This is a genomic window from Streptomyces ortus, assembly GCF_026341275.1.
Taxonomy (GTDB): Bacteria; Actinomycetota; Actinomycetes; order Streptomycetales; family Streptomycetaceae; genus Streptomyces; species Streptomyces ortus.
In genome coordinates this window covers 2,640,260-2,653,589 of sequence record NZ_JAIFZO010000002.1, presented here as the reverse complement: position 1 = coordinate 2,653,589, position 13,330 = coordinate 2,640,260, and the positions used below count along the sequence as shown (strand labels likewise).

The following is a 13,330-nucleotide window of genomic DNA, read 5'->3' as shown; positions in this document are numbered from 1 at the left end:
GCGGGCCGGGTCATCCCCGTCATGGTCTCTCGATCGATGGTTGCGGTCCTGCCCCGCATCCGGCGCGAAATGCACGTTACGGCTTGAAACCGGGGCGCGTCCATGTCCGTACAACTTGCAACTAACTCGTTGCGGCGCGGGGTGTGACACAAAACGCACCGTCGGCGCTGAGGAGAGTACGGGCCGCCGCGCGGCCCGTGCCGCGCGACGGCCGGGGCCTCTCCTGTGGGGGGTGGCGGCCCCGGCCGTTGCCATCGGCGGAGCCGCCACCCCCTCCCCTCAACCGCTCCCACCCTTTGCGTGGTTCGCGCTTTTCGCGGCCTTCGGGCTTTTCGTGGCACCGCTGCCCGGCGCCTTCGACGGCTTGGCCGCCTTGGAGGGCTTGGCCGTCGTCGACGGCTTCGGCTTGGGCGTGTCGGGGGCCTTGGGGCGCTTGTTCGGGTTGGTCGTTCGTGTCGCGCAGTACGCCGCCACCTCGTCCTCGCCGCCCGCGGCCCGGACCAGCCGTTGCCAGGCGGCCGAGTCGGGCACCTTGCCCTTGCCCTTGCCCCTGCCCCGCTTCTTGGCGTTGTCGTACGCGCGGCAGTGGGCCGCGGTGTCCTGAGCGGTGGGAGGCCGGTCGGTCCGGCCGGGCGCGGACCCACCGGGGGTACCTGGCCTACCGGGTGCGCCGGACAGGGCCGGCGCAGGGGCGCCGGGGTGCGCCGTCGAACTGCTCGACGGTCGTCGCGTCCGGTCCCGCTCGTCCCCGTCGTCCCGCCCGCCGCCGCCCGAGCCGATGGCCGCGACCGCCACCCCGCCGAGCGTCACGCTCGCGGCCAGCGCGATCAGCGTCGCCCGCAGCGACCGGCCGCGCCGTTCGCCCGCCGACCGCCAGTCGTCCCGACGCCGGGTACGGAACCTGTCGGGCGCCCCCGCGTCCCGGGCGTCCCGGAACGCCGCGAGGGCCCGCTTCTCGGCGTCGGGGTCCGCCGCCTCGGCCCGTACCGCGGCGGCGAGAAGGGCACCGAGGTCCGGGCGGGTGCCGCCGCCCTCCCGTTCAGCCATGTCCGCATCCACTTCCGCCACCGGAGGACCGTCCGTCGTTCATCCCGACTCCCCCAGCGTCCGGAGTTCCTCTTCCGTCACACCCTCCGGGGCGAGGCTGCGGGCCAGCCGCTTCAGGCCCCGGTGGGCGGCGGTACGTACCGCGCCGGGGCGTTTGCCGAGGACGCGGCCGGCCGAGGGACCGTCGAGACCGACGACGACCCGCAGCAGGACGGCCTCCGCCTGGTCGCGCGGCAGGGTCGCGAGGAGTTCGAGGGCGTACTGCGTACCGAGGGACTCCAGGGCCTGGTCGTCCGTGTTCCGCGCGGCGGGCAGGTCGAGCACGTCCTGGACGAGCTCGGACGCCCGCGGGCGCACCTTCTGGCGCCGCAGATGGTCGAGCGCCCGGTGTCTGGCGATGGTCGCGGTCCAGCCGCGGAACCCCGCCCCGTCCCCGCGGAACCGGCCCAGGTCCCGGGCGATCTCCAGCCACGCGTCCGAGGCCACGTCCTCCGCCTCGGTGCCGACCAGACCCCGCAGATATCCGAGCAGTCCCGGCTGCACGATCCGGTACGCGACCGCGAAGGCGTCCTCGTCCCCCTGCTGGGCCCGCGCGACGGCCACGCCCAGCTCCCCGTCGGACGACCGCACGCCGCGGGACTCCCCTCCCTGGCCCAACACTGCCTCGTTCGCACCGGGTCCGGACCACCGCGGCGGACGTACGCGGTCGCCCGTGGTCGCAGGCAGTCGCGTGCGGTCGCCCGTGGTCGCACACCCTCAAGGTCATCTGCGTCGGACGGCGCGGAAACGTCACAGCTCGTCCGGCGCGCCACCCGCCTCCGCGCGCCCGAACCGCCCGAACCGCCCTGCGGACCGCGGCAGTTCGGCCCGCGCCCGCCCGTGCAACTGCAGATAGAACGTGCGCAGGGACTCCCGCTCCCCCGCCTCGAACCTCTTCACGACCTTGCCCAGCGGATTCCACACCCGCCCGTCCGGCATCCGTACGCCCACCGGCTGACCGAACAACTCCCGCTGCCCCCGGTCGAACTCGACCCACGCGGCACCGGCCCGCCGCACCAGCACCTCCCCCGCGTACACCCCGAGTCCGAACAGGACGCCCCGTACGTCCGTGCGGTCCCGGCCGCTCCTGCGCAGCCCGTCGACGATGAAGTCGACGACGCGCAGGCTCGCGACGGAGTAGTCGAGCGGCAGGCGGTTGCGGGCCGTGACGTCCCGTACGAACCGTGCCGCGTGCTGCCGCATCCGCAGATCGGCGGAGAGTCCGCGGGTCGTACGCGAGGGCTCTCCCGACTCCGCGCTCGTTCCCCTCACCGTTTGCGCCCCCTCACTCGGTCACGTCCGGGCCGTGGGAGCCACGGCCGGTCCGCAACACCAAGCGGGCCGGGCGACCCGAACATCACACGTCCCCATAGTGACAAAGGTCACGCGGCAATTCACCGGAATCCACACAACCATTCACTTCCTCCGGGCGTCAGGGCGCTCCCGAGTGACGTACCGCACAGGCTTGTTGGGTGATGTTTGGTCCGGATTTGGCGCTGAATTAAGGAGCCACCCGTGAGACGGGTGGGTATGCAGAGCTGCTTCTCTAGGGGTGGGGTATTTGAGTCGCCGGACGAGTCACGCGTACAAACCGCTGAGTCTGAAGCGGAGAGCGTGGCTGACCACAGGGGCCGTCGTACTGGCCGGAGCGGGCGCCGTGACGTACGCGGTCGCGAACCCGGGCGACGACCCGTCGGTCGACGCCGGCCGCGGCAAGCGGCCTGTGCAGGTGCACGAGTTGGCCATGAGCGCCGACGGCGCGGGCCGCCGCGAGGTGGAGCGGACGAGCACCGCCCGGTTCTCGCTGCTCGGCGTCTCCTGGACCGGCGCGAAGGCCGAACTCGACGGCACCGCCCAGGTGAGGACCCGCGCGGTCGGCTCGGGCGAGTGGACCGGCTGGCAGAACCTGGACCTGGAACCCCACCCGGTCGACAGGGCGGAGGCGGGCGCCGAGCAGGCGCGCGGCGCGTCCGATCCGCTCTGGGTCGGCCCCAGCGACGGCGTCGAGGCGCGGGTGGTGGCCGCCAGGGGCACCTCCCGGACGGGGTCCGGGGGAGGTTCGGCGAGTGCCGGTCTGCCCAAGGGACTTGAGCTGAGCCTCGTGGACCCGGGCGTGACCTCCGCCGAGGCGAAGAGCGAGTCGCTGAGCACGGCCACAGGTCTCTCGATGGACGGCGCCGCCTTCGCCGCCGAGGACGCGACCGGCTCCCCGGCCCCGGCCGACGCCACCGCGGTCACTGCGGCCACCCCGGCCTCTGCGTCTCCGACGGGTGCGGCGGGCACGACCGACGCCCCCGCGGCCCCCGCCGAGAGCACCTCGCAGAGCGCCTCCGAGAGCGCGCCCGAGAGCGCCACGGCCTCCCCGACGCCCGACCCGGTCCCCTCCCCGCCGCCGTCCACCGTGACGCAGCCGCCGATCGTCCCCCGCGCCCAGTGGGGCGCGGCCGAGTCGGCGGTCAAGGACGCGCCGGAGTACATCGACAAGGTCAGCGCGGTCTTCGTGCACCACACGGTCGGTACGAACGACTACAGCTGCGCCGAGTCCCCGGCGCTGGTGCGCGGCATCATGGCGTACCACGTGCAGACCGAGCTGTGGAACGACATCGGCTACAACTTCCTGGTCGACAAGTGCGGCCGGATCTTCGAGGGCCGCGCGGGCGGCGTCGACCTGCCGGTGCGCGGCGCGCACACGTACGGCTTCAACGGCGACTCGGCGGGCATCGCCGTCCTCGGTGACTTCGAGGGCGCCGCCGCCACCTCCACCACCGCGGCGAAGGCCGCGGGCAAGCCGACCCGGGCCGCCCTGGAGTCCGTGGCGCGCGTCGCCGCGTGGAAGCTCGGCCAGTACGGCGGGGATCCCAGCGGCCGGGTCACCCTGACCGCCGCCGACGACACGGGCGTGTGGAAGGCGGGCGACCAGGCCACCCTGAACACGGTCTCCGGTCACCGCGACGGCTTCGCCACCGAGTGCCCCGGCAAGAACCTCTACTCGAAGCTCGGCGAGATCCGCCGGTACGCCGCCGCTCCGGCCAGGAACTCCGCGGTCCCGACGGCCGACTTCGACGGTGACGGCGTCAGCGACCTCGTCGCCGCCACCCCGAAGCAGGGCAGCGGCTGGCTCACCCTCGTGCCCGGCGGTGTGAACGGCCCCGTGTCCGCCTCGAAGGTGAAGCTCAACCAGGGCACCGCGAACGTGCCGGGCGCCGCCGAGTCGGGCGACCAGTGGGGCGCGGCCACGGCCCTCGGCGACATCAACGCCGACGGTTACGCGGACATCGCGATCGGCGCCCCCGGCGAGGACGACACGACCGGCCACAAGGACCGCGGCGCGGTGACGATCCTGTACGGCCCGAAGTTCGACCTCGGCGCCGACACCATGGCGCTGGGCGACGACTACGAGCCGAACGGGGCGCGGTTCGGCGCGACGGTCGCGGTCGGCGACTTCAACGCCGACGGCAAGGCGGACGTCTTCACGGCGGCCACCGGCACGGGGGGCAACTGGGCGGCCCGCTTCGACGACGGCCACGAGGTCGCGGGCGACCTCACCACTGCCTCCGGCGCCCTCTCGTACGCGGACGCCGCGACCGGTGACTTCAACCGGGACGGCTACGCGGACGTGGCGCTCACCTACCTCGACGCGTCCGGCGCCGGCAAGGTCACCTGGTTCAAGGGGTCCAGGTCGCTGGGGCTGTCGAAGGTGTCCACGCTCTCCGTCAAGGGCGGTCGCTCGATCGCCGCGGGCGATGTGAACGGCAACGGCTACGACGACATCGTCATCGGCCAGCCGTACACCGCGGAGTCCGGTGCCAAGGCGGGCGGCCAGGTCACGATGGTCCCGGGTTCGGCGTCCGGCTTCACCACCACCGGGATGACGACGATCCACCAGGGCACCTCGGGCGTCGAGGGCGCCGCCGAGTCGGGCGACGCGATGGGCACCTCGGTCTCGGTCGGGGACTTCAACGCCGACGGCTTCGCGGACGTCCTCACGGGCGCCCCGAACGAGGACATCACCCGCAGTGGCGCCAACAAGGCGAACGCGGGCGCGGTCTGGCTCCTCAAGGGCACCTCGGCCGGCCTCACCGGCACCGGGTCGCTCTCCTTCTCCCAGGACACTACGGGCGTCCCCGGGTCCACGGAGAAGGACGACAAGCTGGGTTCGTCCGTCTCGCTGACGGACTTCTCCGGCCACGGGCGCGCGCATCTGCTCATCGGCGCGGAGGGCGAGGACGCGTACAACGGCACGCTGCTCCACCTCCCGAGCACCGCCTCGGGGGTCTCCGTCGCCGGGTCGGCGTACTACGGCGTCACCCAGCTGGGCACGGCGACGGCCGCACGGCTGGGCCAGGTCCTGACCCCGTAGACCTCACGTGGCGTACGCCTGAGACCGGGACCCTGTACGGAACGGGGCCCCGGCCTCATATGTGGTCCCGGGTGCTCAGGCGCGTCCGCGGGCCCGTCGGGAGACCACCGCGCGCAGGACGCGGCGGCCCTCGGTGGTGAGCTCCCGTGCCTGGCGCAGACCCGCCGGGCCGTGCGCCGCCACCAGTTCGAGGACGCTGACCTGGCGCCGCAGTTCGGCGGCGACGAGCGGTGACATGTCCTGCGTACGCCCTTCGCGCCGGTCCCGCGCCGAGGCCGCGCCGCCGGACTCGGCGCGGGCCGTGGCGTCGAGGAGGCCGTGGATCTGCAGCGCGGCGACCGAGCACGTGTCGGCCCACTCCCGCAGGTTCGCGGCGGTCCGCTCCGCCGGGGCCGCGCCGAGCATGCGGTGGGCCAGGGCGACGGCCTCGCCCTCGGCCGACGCGCCGCCCTCCGGGCCGTCCGCCACGTACAGCTTGGCGCGCACCTGCTCGACGCACTCGCCCCAGTCCCGGAACCCCTCCTCCGGCTCCGCGAGACTCGCCCACAGCGGGCGCAGGATCTCGTCGTCGCCACCCAACAGGGGTACGCACCTGTCCAGGCACGCCAGGCCGCCGGCCGCGAGCCCCAGCTCATCGGCCCGAGCGGTCAGTTCCACCAGGCTCATCACGCCTCCCTCGGTGGGCCGCCGCTGGTCGCGGAGCCCGCACTTCCCCTTACTGCGTGCACGGTGGCCGGAACGTCACAGTGCGAAGTGGCCGAAATCTACATGGGGATGACGCCCAGTCGGTCCAGGAACCGGAAGAAGAGCATCTCGGCCGAGGGGTTCGCGTCGGAGCTGAGCACGTCGAGGAGGCGTTCCTCCGACGCGTCGCGGCCCGATTCGGCGGCCCAGGCGAGGGCTCGCTCGACGGCGTCGCGGGGTTCGAGGAAGAAGTCGTCGACGGCCAGCCCGTCCTCGTTCCCGCCCAGATAGCCGGCCATCGCGTCCCTGGCCAGGCAGGTCGACCAGGCCCCGCTCTCGGGGGCGGCGGCCTCGACGACCACGCAGTCGCTGTCCATGACGTATCCGAAGAGCGCGGGCGCGCCCGTCTCCTGGGCCAGGTCGTTCATGTTGCCCACGTCCGAGGCGCCCCCGCCGGGAGCGTTCGGGTACTCCCAGACCTGCCAGCCGCCCTCCGCCGTCTCGTGCAGCGTCATGCCCGCCGCGCCGGACAACGCGCGTAGCTCGGCAAGCGGCTGCTCGCTTCTGCCCACGACGAAATACCCCCAGTAGCCCATGCCGCTCCCCCCGGTGTGTCGGTCGGCCAGGCCGAATACACCACACGGGCACAGTAGTTCGCCACCGGAACACGCAAGCCGCCGGAACACGCGAGCCGCCGGCAACCGCGCGGCCCCTCACGGAGCGGGCGGGGCGGGCGGGCCCCTCACGGAGCGAGCGGGGCGGGCGGGCCCTTCACGGAGCGAGCGGGGCGGGCGGGCCCTTCACGGAGCGGGCGGGGCGGGCGAGGCCCTCAGTCCAGCTTCCCCGCCAGCGTCTTGAAGTCGGCCCATGACGACACCGGCTTGCGCGGATCCCACAGCTTCTGCGTCAGCGCCCGCAGCGGCAGCCGGATCCCCGCCGCCACCTGGGCCTCGGTCTGGGAGCCCGAGAGGTCGCACCAGACGGCGAAGGACGCGCCGAGGATCTGGTCGTCGTACTCCTCGGACACCGGGGACGTGCCGCGGACGACGAGGGGGGTCCACTGCTCGTAGATGCGCTGCCCGGTCGGGTAGACGAAGGTGTTGGGCTGCCCGAGGACGTAGTACAGGTACTCGTCGTTGTAGTTCAGCAGTTCGCGCCCGGACCGCAGGTACTCCGTCGGCTGCCGCGCGCCGATCTCCTTGCCGGTCCAGTACGCGACCTGGATGTCCTTGTCGGCCTGGACGGTGCCCCCGGCGAAGATCCCGTCGTTCCAGGCGCGCATGGTCCGGTCGTGTCCGCGCACGGTGTCGGCCCGGTCGTTGAGCCACCCGGTCGCCAGGTCGGCGATCCCGGCGCCGGATCCGTACGCCTTCGTCGCGGCGGAGGCCAGCTGCGGGTACGAGGCCGCCGGGTTCGCCACCGTCAGGGCCTGGTACTCGTCGGCGCCGAGGTGCCAGTACGGCCCGGGGAACAGGTCGGCGTACTCGTTCAGCAACTCGTCGACGATCTTGCCGGCGGCGGGCTTCGAGAGGTCGAGCGCGCCCTTCGAGGCGACACCCGCGGTGTTGCGGAGCTGGAGGTCCGGGTGCGCGGCGATCACCGCGCCGAGGTGTCCGGGCGAGTCGATCTCCGGCACGACATCGATGTGGCGGCTCTCGGCGAGCGCGAGGATGCGCCGCACCTCGGCCTTGGTCAGGTCTTCCTTCGAGACGACCTCGGGGTGCGAGTCGGAGGCTATCCGGAAGCCCTGGTCGTCGGAGAAGTGCAGGCCGAGCTGGTTGTACTTGAGGTCGGCCAGCTCACGGATCCGGTCCTCGATCCAGGCGGCGGTGAAATGCTTGCGCGCGATGTCCAGCATGAACCCGCGCTGCGGCTTGGCCGGCGAGTCGCGTACGACTCCCTCGGGCGCCGTGGCGTCTCCGTGGACCTCCTGCTTGAGCGTGCGGGTGCCGTAGAAGACGCCCGCCTCCTCCGTACCGCTGATCCGCACCCGCCCGTCGGCGACCCGCAGGGTGTACGACTCGGCGTTCGCGTCCTCGTCCGTGAGGCTCAGCCCGACGTCCCCGGCGCGCGGCTCGCCCCGGCCCGCGTAGGCCAGCCCCAGCTCCTTGGCGAGAAGCCGCCCCTCGTCGGCGAGCGCGCCGTCGCCCACGAGGACCCGGCCGCCCTTCGCGGGCCGCCAGCCGGGTCCGCGGGCGGGCGTGTGGTCGCGGACGGCCGGAATCGTCCGGGGCGTCTTCGACAGCGGATACGTCCGATCGGGTGACGGGGTCGGGGAGTCGGCCGACGCCGCAGCGCTCCTCTCCCCACTGGGCCGGCCGGTCGAGGGCGCGCCCGAGTCTCCGCTCGGCCAGAGCCCCACGGTCAGCGCGGCGCCCGCCAGGACCGCCACGACGCCCGCGCCGACCAGCAGGGGCTTCCTGTCGGCCGATGCCGGTGCTTTGCGCCTACGCCCGTTCACCACAGCCCGCTCACTCTCCCGATCGCCGGCCCGATCACTCGCCCGAGCCCGTCCCCGTACGCTGTACCTCCGTGGTGAACCTAAGCCCCGGCGACCGGTGCCGCCGTCCACCATCTGTCTTGAAACTCTCCCTTACGGGTGAAGTTCGGGCATCTCTCGGACAGCTCCCGCCACGCCTCGATAGCGTTGAACCACATTTGTCACTTGCTCCCCTGTCGAACCACGTGCGGCGCTCGTCCCGGCGTCGCCGAACCGCCGAGGAACCCACGCTGCCCGCGCACCGTCCTTCCCGTCTCCCCGGCCAGGCCGTCGCCACACCGGAGTCGCCCGGGCACCGTGCCCCCGGCCTGGCCCGGTTCAACGCCATGCCCGCGGACGAGGCCGAGCGCACGCTCCTGGCCTGCTGCGGCAGCCGCCACTGGGCCCGCCGTATCGCGGCGCACCGCCCCTATCCCGACCTGGACGCCCTGCTGGCCGCGTCCGACGAAGCGGCGTACGACCTGACGCCGGCCGATGTCGCCGAGGCCCTGGCCTGCGAATCCCTCACGCTTCTGCCGGAGGGCGCGTACTCCGCCGCGCACACGGCACTGAGCGCCGCCCACGCGGCGTACGAGAGCCGTTTCGGCCATGTTTTCGTCATCTGCCTGGACGACACGTCGCCGGCGGAGGCCCCCGACCGGGTCCTGACCGAAATCAGCTCCCGCCTCACGAACGACCCGGACGAGGAACGAGCCCACACCACGGAAGAACTCCGCCACCTGGCAAAAGGCCGCCTGACCAGATCGCTGCACCCCCACCCCCCAGGGGCGCGGGGAACGGCGCAATCTTTCAGCCCTGCCGGGGACGCGGGACCCGGCACAGCCCCTCCCGGCGGGACCACACTCATTAAGGGGCGCGGGGAACGGCGCAATCCTTGACCTCAACCCGGGGACGCGGGGGCCCGGCACACCCCTCCCCACAGCACCACCCTCATAAGGGGCGCGGGGAACGGCGCAATCTTTCAGCTCAGCCGGGAAGGAGGGGGTAGGCGCAGCCACCCACACCGCACCCGCAATAGCCCATACGTACCCCTTTGCCTGCCAGTTCGATCACATCGGTAGGCCCGCCGTAAACGTTCCGACAACACGTCGCTACGATGGCCAGGGCCGGTGGACCGTACCCGGCCGGGCCAGGTCGACATCGAAGCCGGCAGGCCCCAATCCCCGCTCCCGGAGGGTTCTTCCGTGCCGGCTGGAACGCTGTACCGCGGCCGGGAAGGAATGTGGTCCTGGGTGGCTCATCGAGTCACCGGCGTCCTCATCTTCTTCTTCCTGTTCGTACACGTGCTGGACACCGCTCTTGTCCGTGTCTCTCCCCAGGACTACGACAAGGTCGTAGCCACCTACAAGACGCCGATCGTCGCGCTGCTGGAGTACGGCCTAGTCGCCGCCATCCTCTTCCACGCGCTCAACGGTCTGCGGGTGATCGCCGTCGACTTCTGGTCGAAGGGCCCGCGCTACCAGAAGCAGATGCTCTGGACCGTTGTCGGCATCTGGGTCGTGCTGATGATCGGGGCCCTGTACCCCGTCCTCGGCCACGCCGCTCGTGAAGTCTTCGGGAGCTGACGCGCAAGATGTCGAACAACACAGACACCACCGAGAAGACCGCGTCCGGTATCGGCCCCGTCGAGGGTGCGTCCCTCTACGACGTCGACAACCCGGCGCCCCTGATCGAAGCCCCGCGCAAGCGGACCCGCAAGACCCCGAAGTCCACCCGCGGCAACTTCGAGATGTACGGCTGGCTGTTCATGCGGCTGTCCGGCGTCGTCCTCGTCGTGCTGGTCCTCGGCCACCTGCTCATCCAGCTCGTCCTCGACGGCGGCGTCTCCAAGATCGGCTTCGCCTTCGTGGCGGGCCGCTGGGCCTCCCCGTTCTGGCAGGTCTGGGATCTGTTGATGCTCTGGCTGGCCATGCTGCACGGCGCCAACGGCCTGCGTACGGTCATCAACGACTACGCGGAGCGCGCGGACACCCGGCTGTGGCTCAAGGGCCTGCTCTACACCGCCACGGTGTTCACCATCCTGCTGGGCACGCTGGTGATCTTCACCTTCGACCCGAACATCCGCTAGGCACGGGGCTGCGAGAATCATGAAGATCCACAAGTACGACACCGTCATCGTCGGCGCCGGCGGCGCCGGAATGCGCGCGGCCATCGAGTCGACGAAGCGCAGCCGGACCGCCGTGCTGACGAAGCTCTACCCCACCCGGTCCCACACGGGCGCCGCGCAGGGCGGTATGGCCGCCGCGCTGGCGAACGTGGAGGAGGACAACTGGGAGTGGCACACCTTCGACACGATCAAGGGCGGCGACTACCTGGTCGACCAGGACGCCGCCGAGATCCTGGCGAAGGAGGCCATCGACGCGGTCCTCGACCTGGAGAAGATGGGCCTGCCGTTCAACCGGACCCCGGACGGCACCATCGACCAGCGCCGCTTCGGCGGGCACTCCCGCAACCACGGCGAGGCCCCGGTCCGCCGGTCCTGCTACGCGGCGGACCGCACCGGCCACATGATCCTTCAGACGCTCTACCAGAACTGCGTCAAGGAGGGTGTGGAGTTCTTCAACGAGTTCTACGTCCTCGACCAGCTCCTCGTGGAGGTCGACGGCGTCAAGAAGTCGGCGGGCGTCGTCGCCTACGAACTGGCGACCGGTGAGATCCACGTCTTCCAGGCGAAGGCCGTGATCTACGCGTCCGGCGGCACCGGCAAGTTCTTCAAGGTGACGTCGAACGCGCACACCCTGACCGGTGACGGCCAGGCCGCGGTCTACCGCCGTGGTCTGCCGCTGGAGGACATGGAGTTCTTCCAGTTCCACCCGACCGGCATCTGGCGCATGGGCATCCTGCTGACGGAGGGCGCCCGCGGTGAGGGCGGCATCCTCCGCAACAAGGACGGCGAGCGCTTCATGGAGAAGTACGCGCCGGTCATGAAGGACCTCGCGTCCCGTGACGTCGTCTCCCGCTCCATCTACACGGAGATCCGTGAGGGCCGCGGCTGCGGTCCCGAGGGCGACCACGTCTACCTCGACCTCACGCACCTCCCGCCGGAGCAGCTGGACGCCAAGCTCCCGGACATCACGGAGTTCGCGCGTACGTACCTGGGCATCGAGCCGTACACGGACCCGATCCCGATCCAGCCCACCGCGCACTACGCCATGGGCGGCATCCCGACGAACGTCGAGGGTGAGGTCCTGGCGGACAACACCACGGTCGTCCCGGGCCTGTACGCGGCCGGCGAGGTCGCGTGCGTCTCGGTGCACGGCGCCAACCGCCTGGGCACGAACTCGCTGCTCGACATCAACGTCTTCGGGCGTCGTGCGGGCATCGCCGCGGCGGAGTACTCGGCCACGGTCGGGCACGTCGAGCTGCCCGAGGACCCGGCCTCGCTGGTCGTGGGCCAGATCGAGCGGCTGCGGGCGTCCACGGGCAGCGAGCGCGTGGCGGACATCCGCCGCGAGCTGCAGGAGTGCATGGACGCCAACGTCATGGTGTTCCGCACCGAGCAGACGATCAAGACGGCCGTCGAGAAGATCGCCGAGCTGCGCGAGCGCTACCTGAACGTGTCCGTCCAGGACAAGGGCAAGCGGTTCAACACCGACCTCCTCGAAGCCGTCGAGCTGGGCAACCTGCTCGACCTCGCCGAGGTCATGGCCGTGTCCGCGCTCGCCCGCAAGGAGTCCCGCGGCGGTCACTACCGCGAGGACTACCCCAACCGCGACGACGTCAACTTCATGCGCCACACCATGGCGTACCGCGAGGTCGGCGACGACGGCACCGAGTCGATCCGTCTCGACTACAAGCCGGTCGTCCAGACCCGCTACCAGCCGATGGAGCGTAAGTACTGATGGCAACCCCCACCCTGGACAAGACGGACGAGGCCGGCACGCCCGAGCCCGGCTTCGCCGACTCTCCCTACATCACGGCCACGTTCCGCATCCGCCGCTTCAACCCCGAGAACTCGGCGGAAGCGGTCTGGGAAGACTTCCAGCTGGAGATCGACCCCAAGGAGCGTGTCCTCGACGCGCTGCACAAGATCAAGTGGGATCTGGACGGCACGCTGACGTTCCGCCGGTCCTGCGCGCACGGCATCTGCGGCTCGGACGCCATGCGGATCAACGGCAAGAACCGTCTCGCCTGCAAGACCCTGATCAAGGACATCAACCCGGCCAAGCCCATCACGGTCGAGCCCATCAAGGGCCTCACCGTGCTGAAGGACCTGGTCGTGGACATGGAGCCGTTCTTCCAGGCGTACCGCGACGTGATGCCGTTCCTCGTCACCAAGGAGACGAACGAGCCCACGCGCGAGCGGCTGCAGACGGCGGAGGACCGGGAGCGCTTCGACGACACGACGAAGTGCATCCTGTGCGCCGCGTGCACGTCCTCGTGCCCGGTGTTCTGGAACGACGGCCAGTACTTCGGTCCGGCCGCCATCGTGAACGCCCACCGCTTCATCTTCGACTCGCGTGACGACGCCGGAGAGCAGCGTCTGGAGATCCTCAACGACAAGGACGGCGTGTGGCGTTGCCGCACGACGTTCAACTGCACGGACGCCTGCCCGCGCGGTATCGAGGTCACGAAGGCGATCCAGGAAGTGAAGCGGGCACTGATCACGCGCCGCTTCTGATCTTTTCCGGTCCGCCGGTACGCATGCGAGAGGGGCCCCACTCCCGCCGGAGTGGGGCCCCTCTCGCGTCACACGTACG

The 13,330-nt window shown here is 71.4% G+C and carries 12 protein-coding genes; 6 read left to right on the top strand and 6 right to left on the bottom strand.

Annotation, left to right across the window (positions count from 1 at the left end; genetic code table 11):
* Positions 1-279: 279 nt before the first annotated feature.
* The 3 genes from K3769_RS14950 to K3769_RS14940 form a co-directional block, all read right to left on the bottom strand.
* Entirely contained in the window at positions 280-1,047 is a 768-nt protein-coding gene (locus K3769_RS14950) for a hypothetical protein (RefSeq protein WP_267026918.1), read from the bottom strand.
* 39 nt (positions 1,048-1,086) lie between these two features.
* Positions 1,087-1,704, bottom strand: a complete 618-nt coding sequence (locus K3769_RS14945) for an RNA polymerase sigma factor (protein WP_267026917.1) — start codon at positions 1,702-1,704, stop codon at positions 1,087-1,089.
* Between the two features lie 132 nt (positions 1,705-1,836).
* Positions 1,837-2,289, bottom strand: coding sequence for a hypothetical protein (locus K3769_RS14940; RefSeq protein WP_267031384.1), 453 nt, complete (start codon positions 2,287-2,289; stop codon positions 1,837-1,839).
* A 349-nt stretch (positions 2,290-2,638) separates the two neighbouring features.
* Between K3769_RS14940 and K3769_RS14935 the strand changes: the two genes are divergently transcribed.
* Positions 2,639-5,446: an FG-GAP-like repeat-containing protein gene (locus tag K3769_RS14935; RefSeq protein WP_267026916.1), complete on the top strand. Its 2,808-nt coding sequence runs from the start codon at positions 2,639-2,641 to the stop codon at positions 5,444-5,446.
* 75 nt (positions 5,447-5,521) lie between these two features.
* On the opposite strand, the gene K3769_RS14930 is transcribed toward K3769_RS14935, so the two are convergent.
* From K3769_RS14930 to K3769_RS14920, 3 genes are all read right to left on the bottom strand, one after another.
* Entirely contained in the window at positions 5,522-6,112 is a 591-nt protein-coding gene (locus K3769_RS14930) for a hypothetical protein (RefSeq protein ID WP_267026915.1), read from the bottom strand.
* A gap of 98 nt (positions 6,113-6,210) precedes the next feature.
* Positions 6,211-6,726, bottom strand: coding sequence for a hypothetical protein (locus K3769_RS14925; RefSeq protein ID WP_267026914.1), 516 nt, complete (start codon positions 6,724-6,726; stop codon positions 6,211-6,213).
* Positions 6,727-6,959: 233 nt separating this feature from the next.
* Positions 6,960-8,591: a beta-N-acetylhexosaminidase gene (locus tag K3769_RS14920; protein ID WP_372514944.1), complete on the bottom strand. Its 1,632-nt coding sequence runs from the start codon at positions 8,589-8,591 to the stop codon at positions 6,960-6,962.
* Between the two features lie 365 nt (positions 8,592-8,956).
* Here K3769_RS14920 and K3769_RS14915 point away from each other — a divergent pair, with 365 nt between their 5' ends.
* From K3769_RS14915 to K3769_RS14895, 5 genes are all read left to right on the top strand, one after another.
* The gene (locus K3769_RS14915) at positions 8,957-9,508 is read left to right on the top strand and encodes a 2-oxo-4-hydroxy-4-carboxy-5-ureidoimidazoline decarboxylase (RefSeq protein ID WP_267031382.1); all 552 of its coding nucleotides are present in this window, start codon (positions 8,957-8,959) and stop codon (positions 9,506-9,508) included.
* A gap of 306 nt (positions 9,509-9,814) precedes the next feature.
* Positions 9,815-10,195: a succinate dehydrogenase, cytochrome b556 subunit gene (sdhC, locus tag K3769_RS14910; RefSeq protein ID WP_210880708.1), complete on the top strand. Its 381-nt coding sequence runs from the start codon at positions 9,815-9,817 to the stop codon at positions 10,193-10,195.
* A gap of 8 nt (positions 10,196-10,203) precedes the next feature.
* Positions 10,204-10,698 carry a succinate dehydrogenase hydrophobic membrane anchor subunit gene (locus K3769_RS14905; protein ID WP_267026913.1) on the top strand — a complete coding sequence of 165 codons (495 nt, stop codon included), beginning with the start codon at positions 10,204-10,206 and terminating at the stop codon, positions 10,696-10,698.
* Between the two features lie 19 nt (positions 10,699-10,717).
* Positions 10,718-12,472: a succinate dehydrogenase flavoprotein subunit gene (sdhA, locus tag K3769_RS14900; protein ID WP_267026912.1), complete on the top strand. Its 1,755-nt coding sequence runs from the start codon at positions 10,718-10,720 to the stop codon at positions 12,470-12,472.
* Positions 12,472-13,251, top strand: a complete 780-nt coding sequence (locus tag K3769_RS14895) for a succinate dehydrogenase iron-sulfur subunit (protein WP_267026911.1) — start codon at positions 12,472-12,474, stop codon at positions 13,249-13,251. Before sdhA ends, K3769_RS14895 begins: the two co-directional genes overlap by 1 nt.
* The last annotated feature ends 79 nt before the right edge of the window (positions 13,252-13,330 follow it).

Excerpts from the sequence above, each read along its gene's own strand:
- K3769_RS14950 (WP_267026918.1), bottom strand. The coding sequence starts at position 1,047 with ATGGCTGAACGGGAGGGCGGCGGCACCCGCCCGGACCTCGGTGCCCTT.
- K3769_RS14940 (WP_267031384.1), bottom strand. The coding sequence starts at position 2,289 with ATGCGGCAGCACGCGGCACGGTTCGTACGGGACGTCACGGCCCGCAAC.
- K3769_RS14930 (WP_267026915.1), bottom strand. The coding sequence starts at position 6,112 with ATGAGCCTGGTGGAACTGACCGCTCGGGCCGATGAGCTGGGGCTCGCG.
- K3769_RS14925 (WP_267026914.1), bottom strand. The coding sequence starts at position 6,726 with ATGGGCTACTGGGGGTATTTCGTCGTGGGCAGAAGCGAGCAGCCGCTT.
- K3769_RS14915 (WP_267031382.1), top strand. The coding sequence starts at position 8,957 with ATGCCCGCGGACGAGGCCGAGCGCACGCTCCTGGCCTGCTGCGGCAGC.
- K3769_RS14905 (WP_267026913.1), top strand. The coding sequence starts at position 10,204 with ATGTCGAACAACACAGACACCACCGAGAAGACCGCGTCCGGTATCGGC.
- sdhA (WP_267026912.1), top strand. The coding sequence starts at position 10,718 with ATGAAGATCCACAAGTACGACACCGTCATCGTCGGCGCCGGCGGCGCC.
- K3769_RS14895 (WP_267026911.1), top strand. The coding sequence starts at position 12,472 with ATGGCAACCCCCACCCTGGACAAGACGGACGAGGCCGGCACGCCCGAG.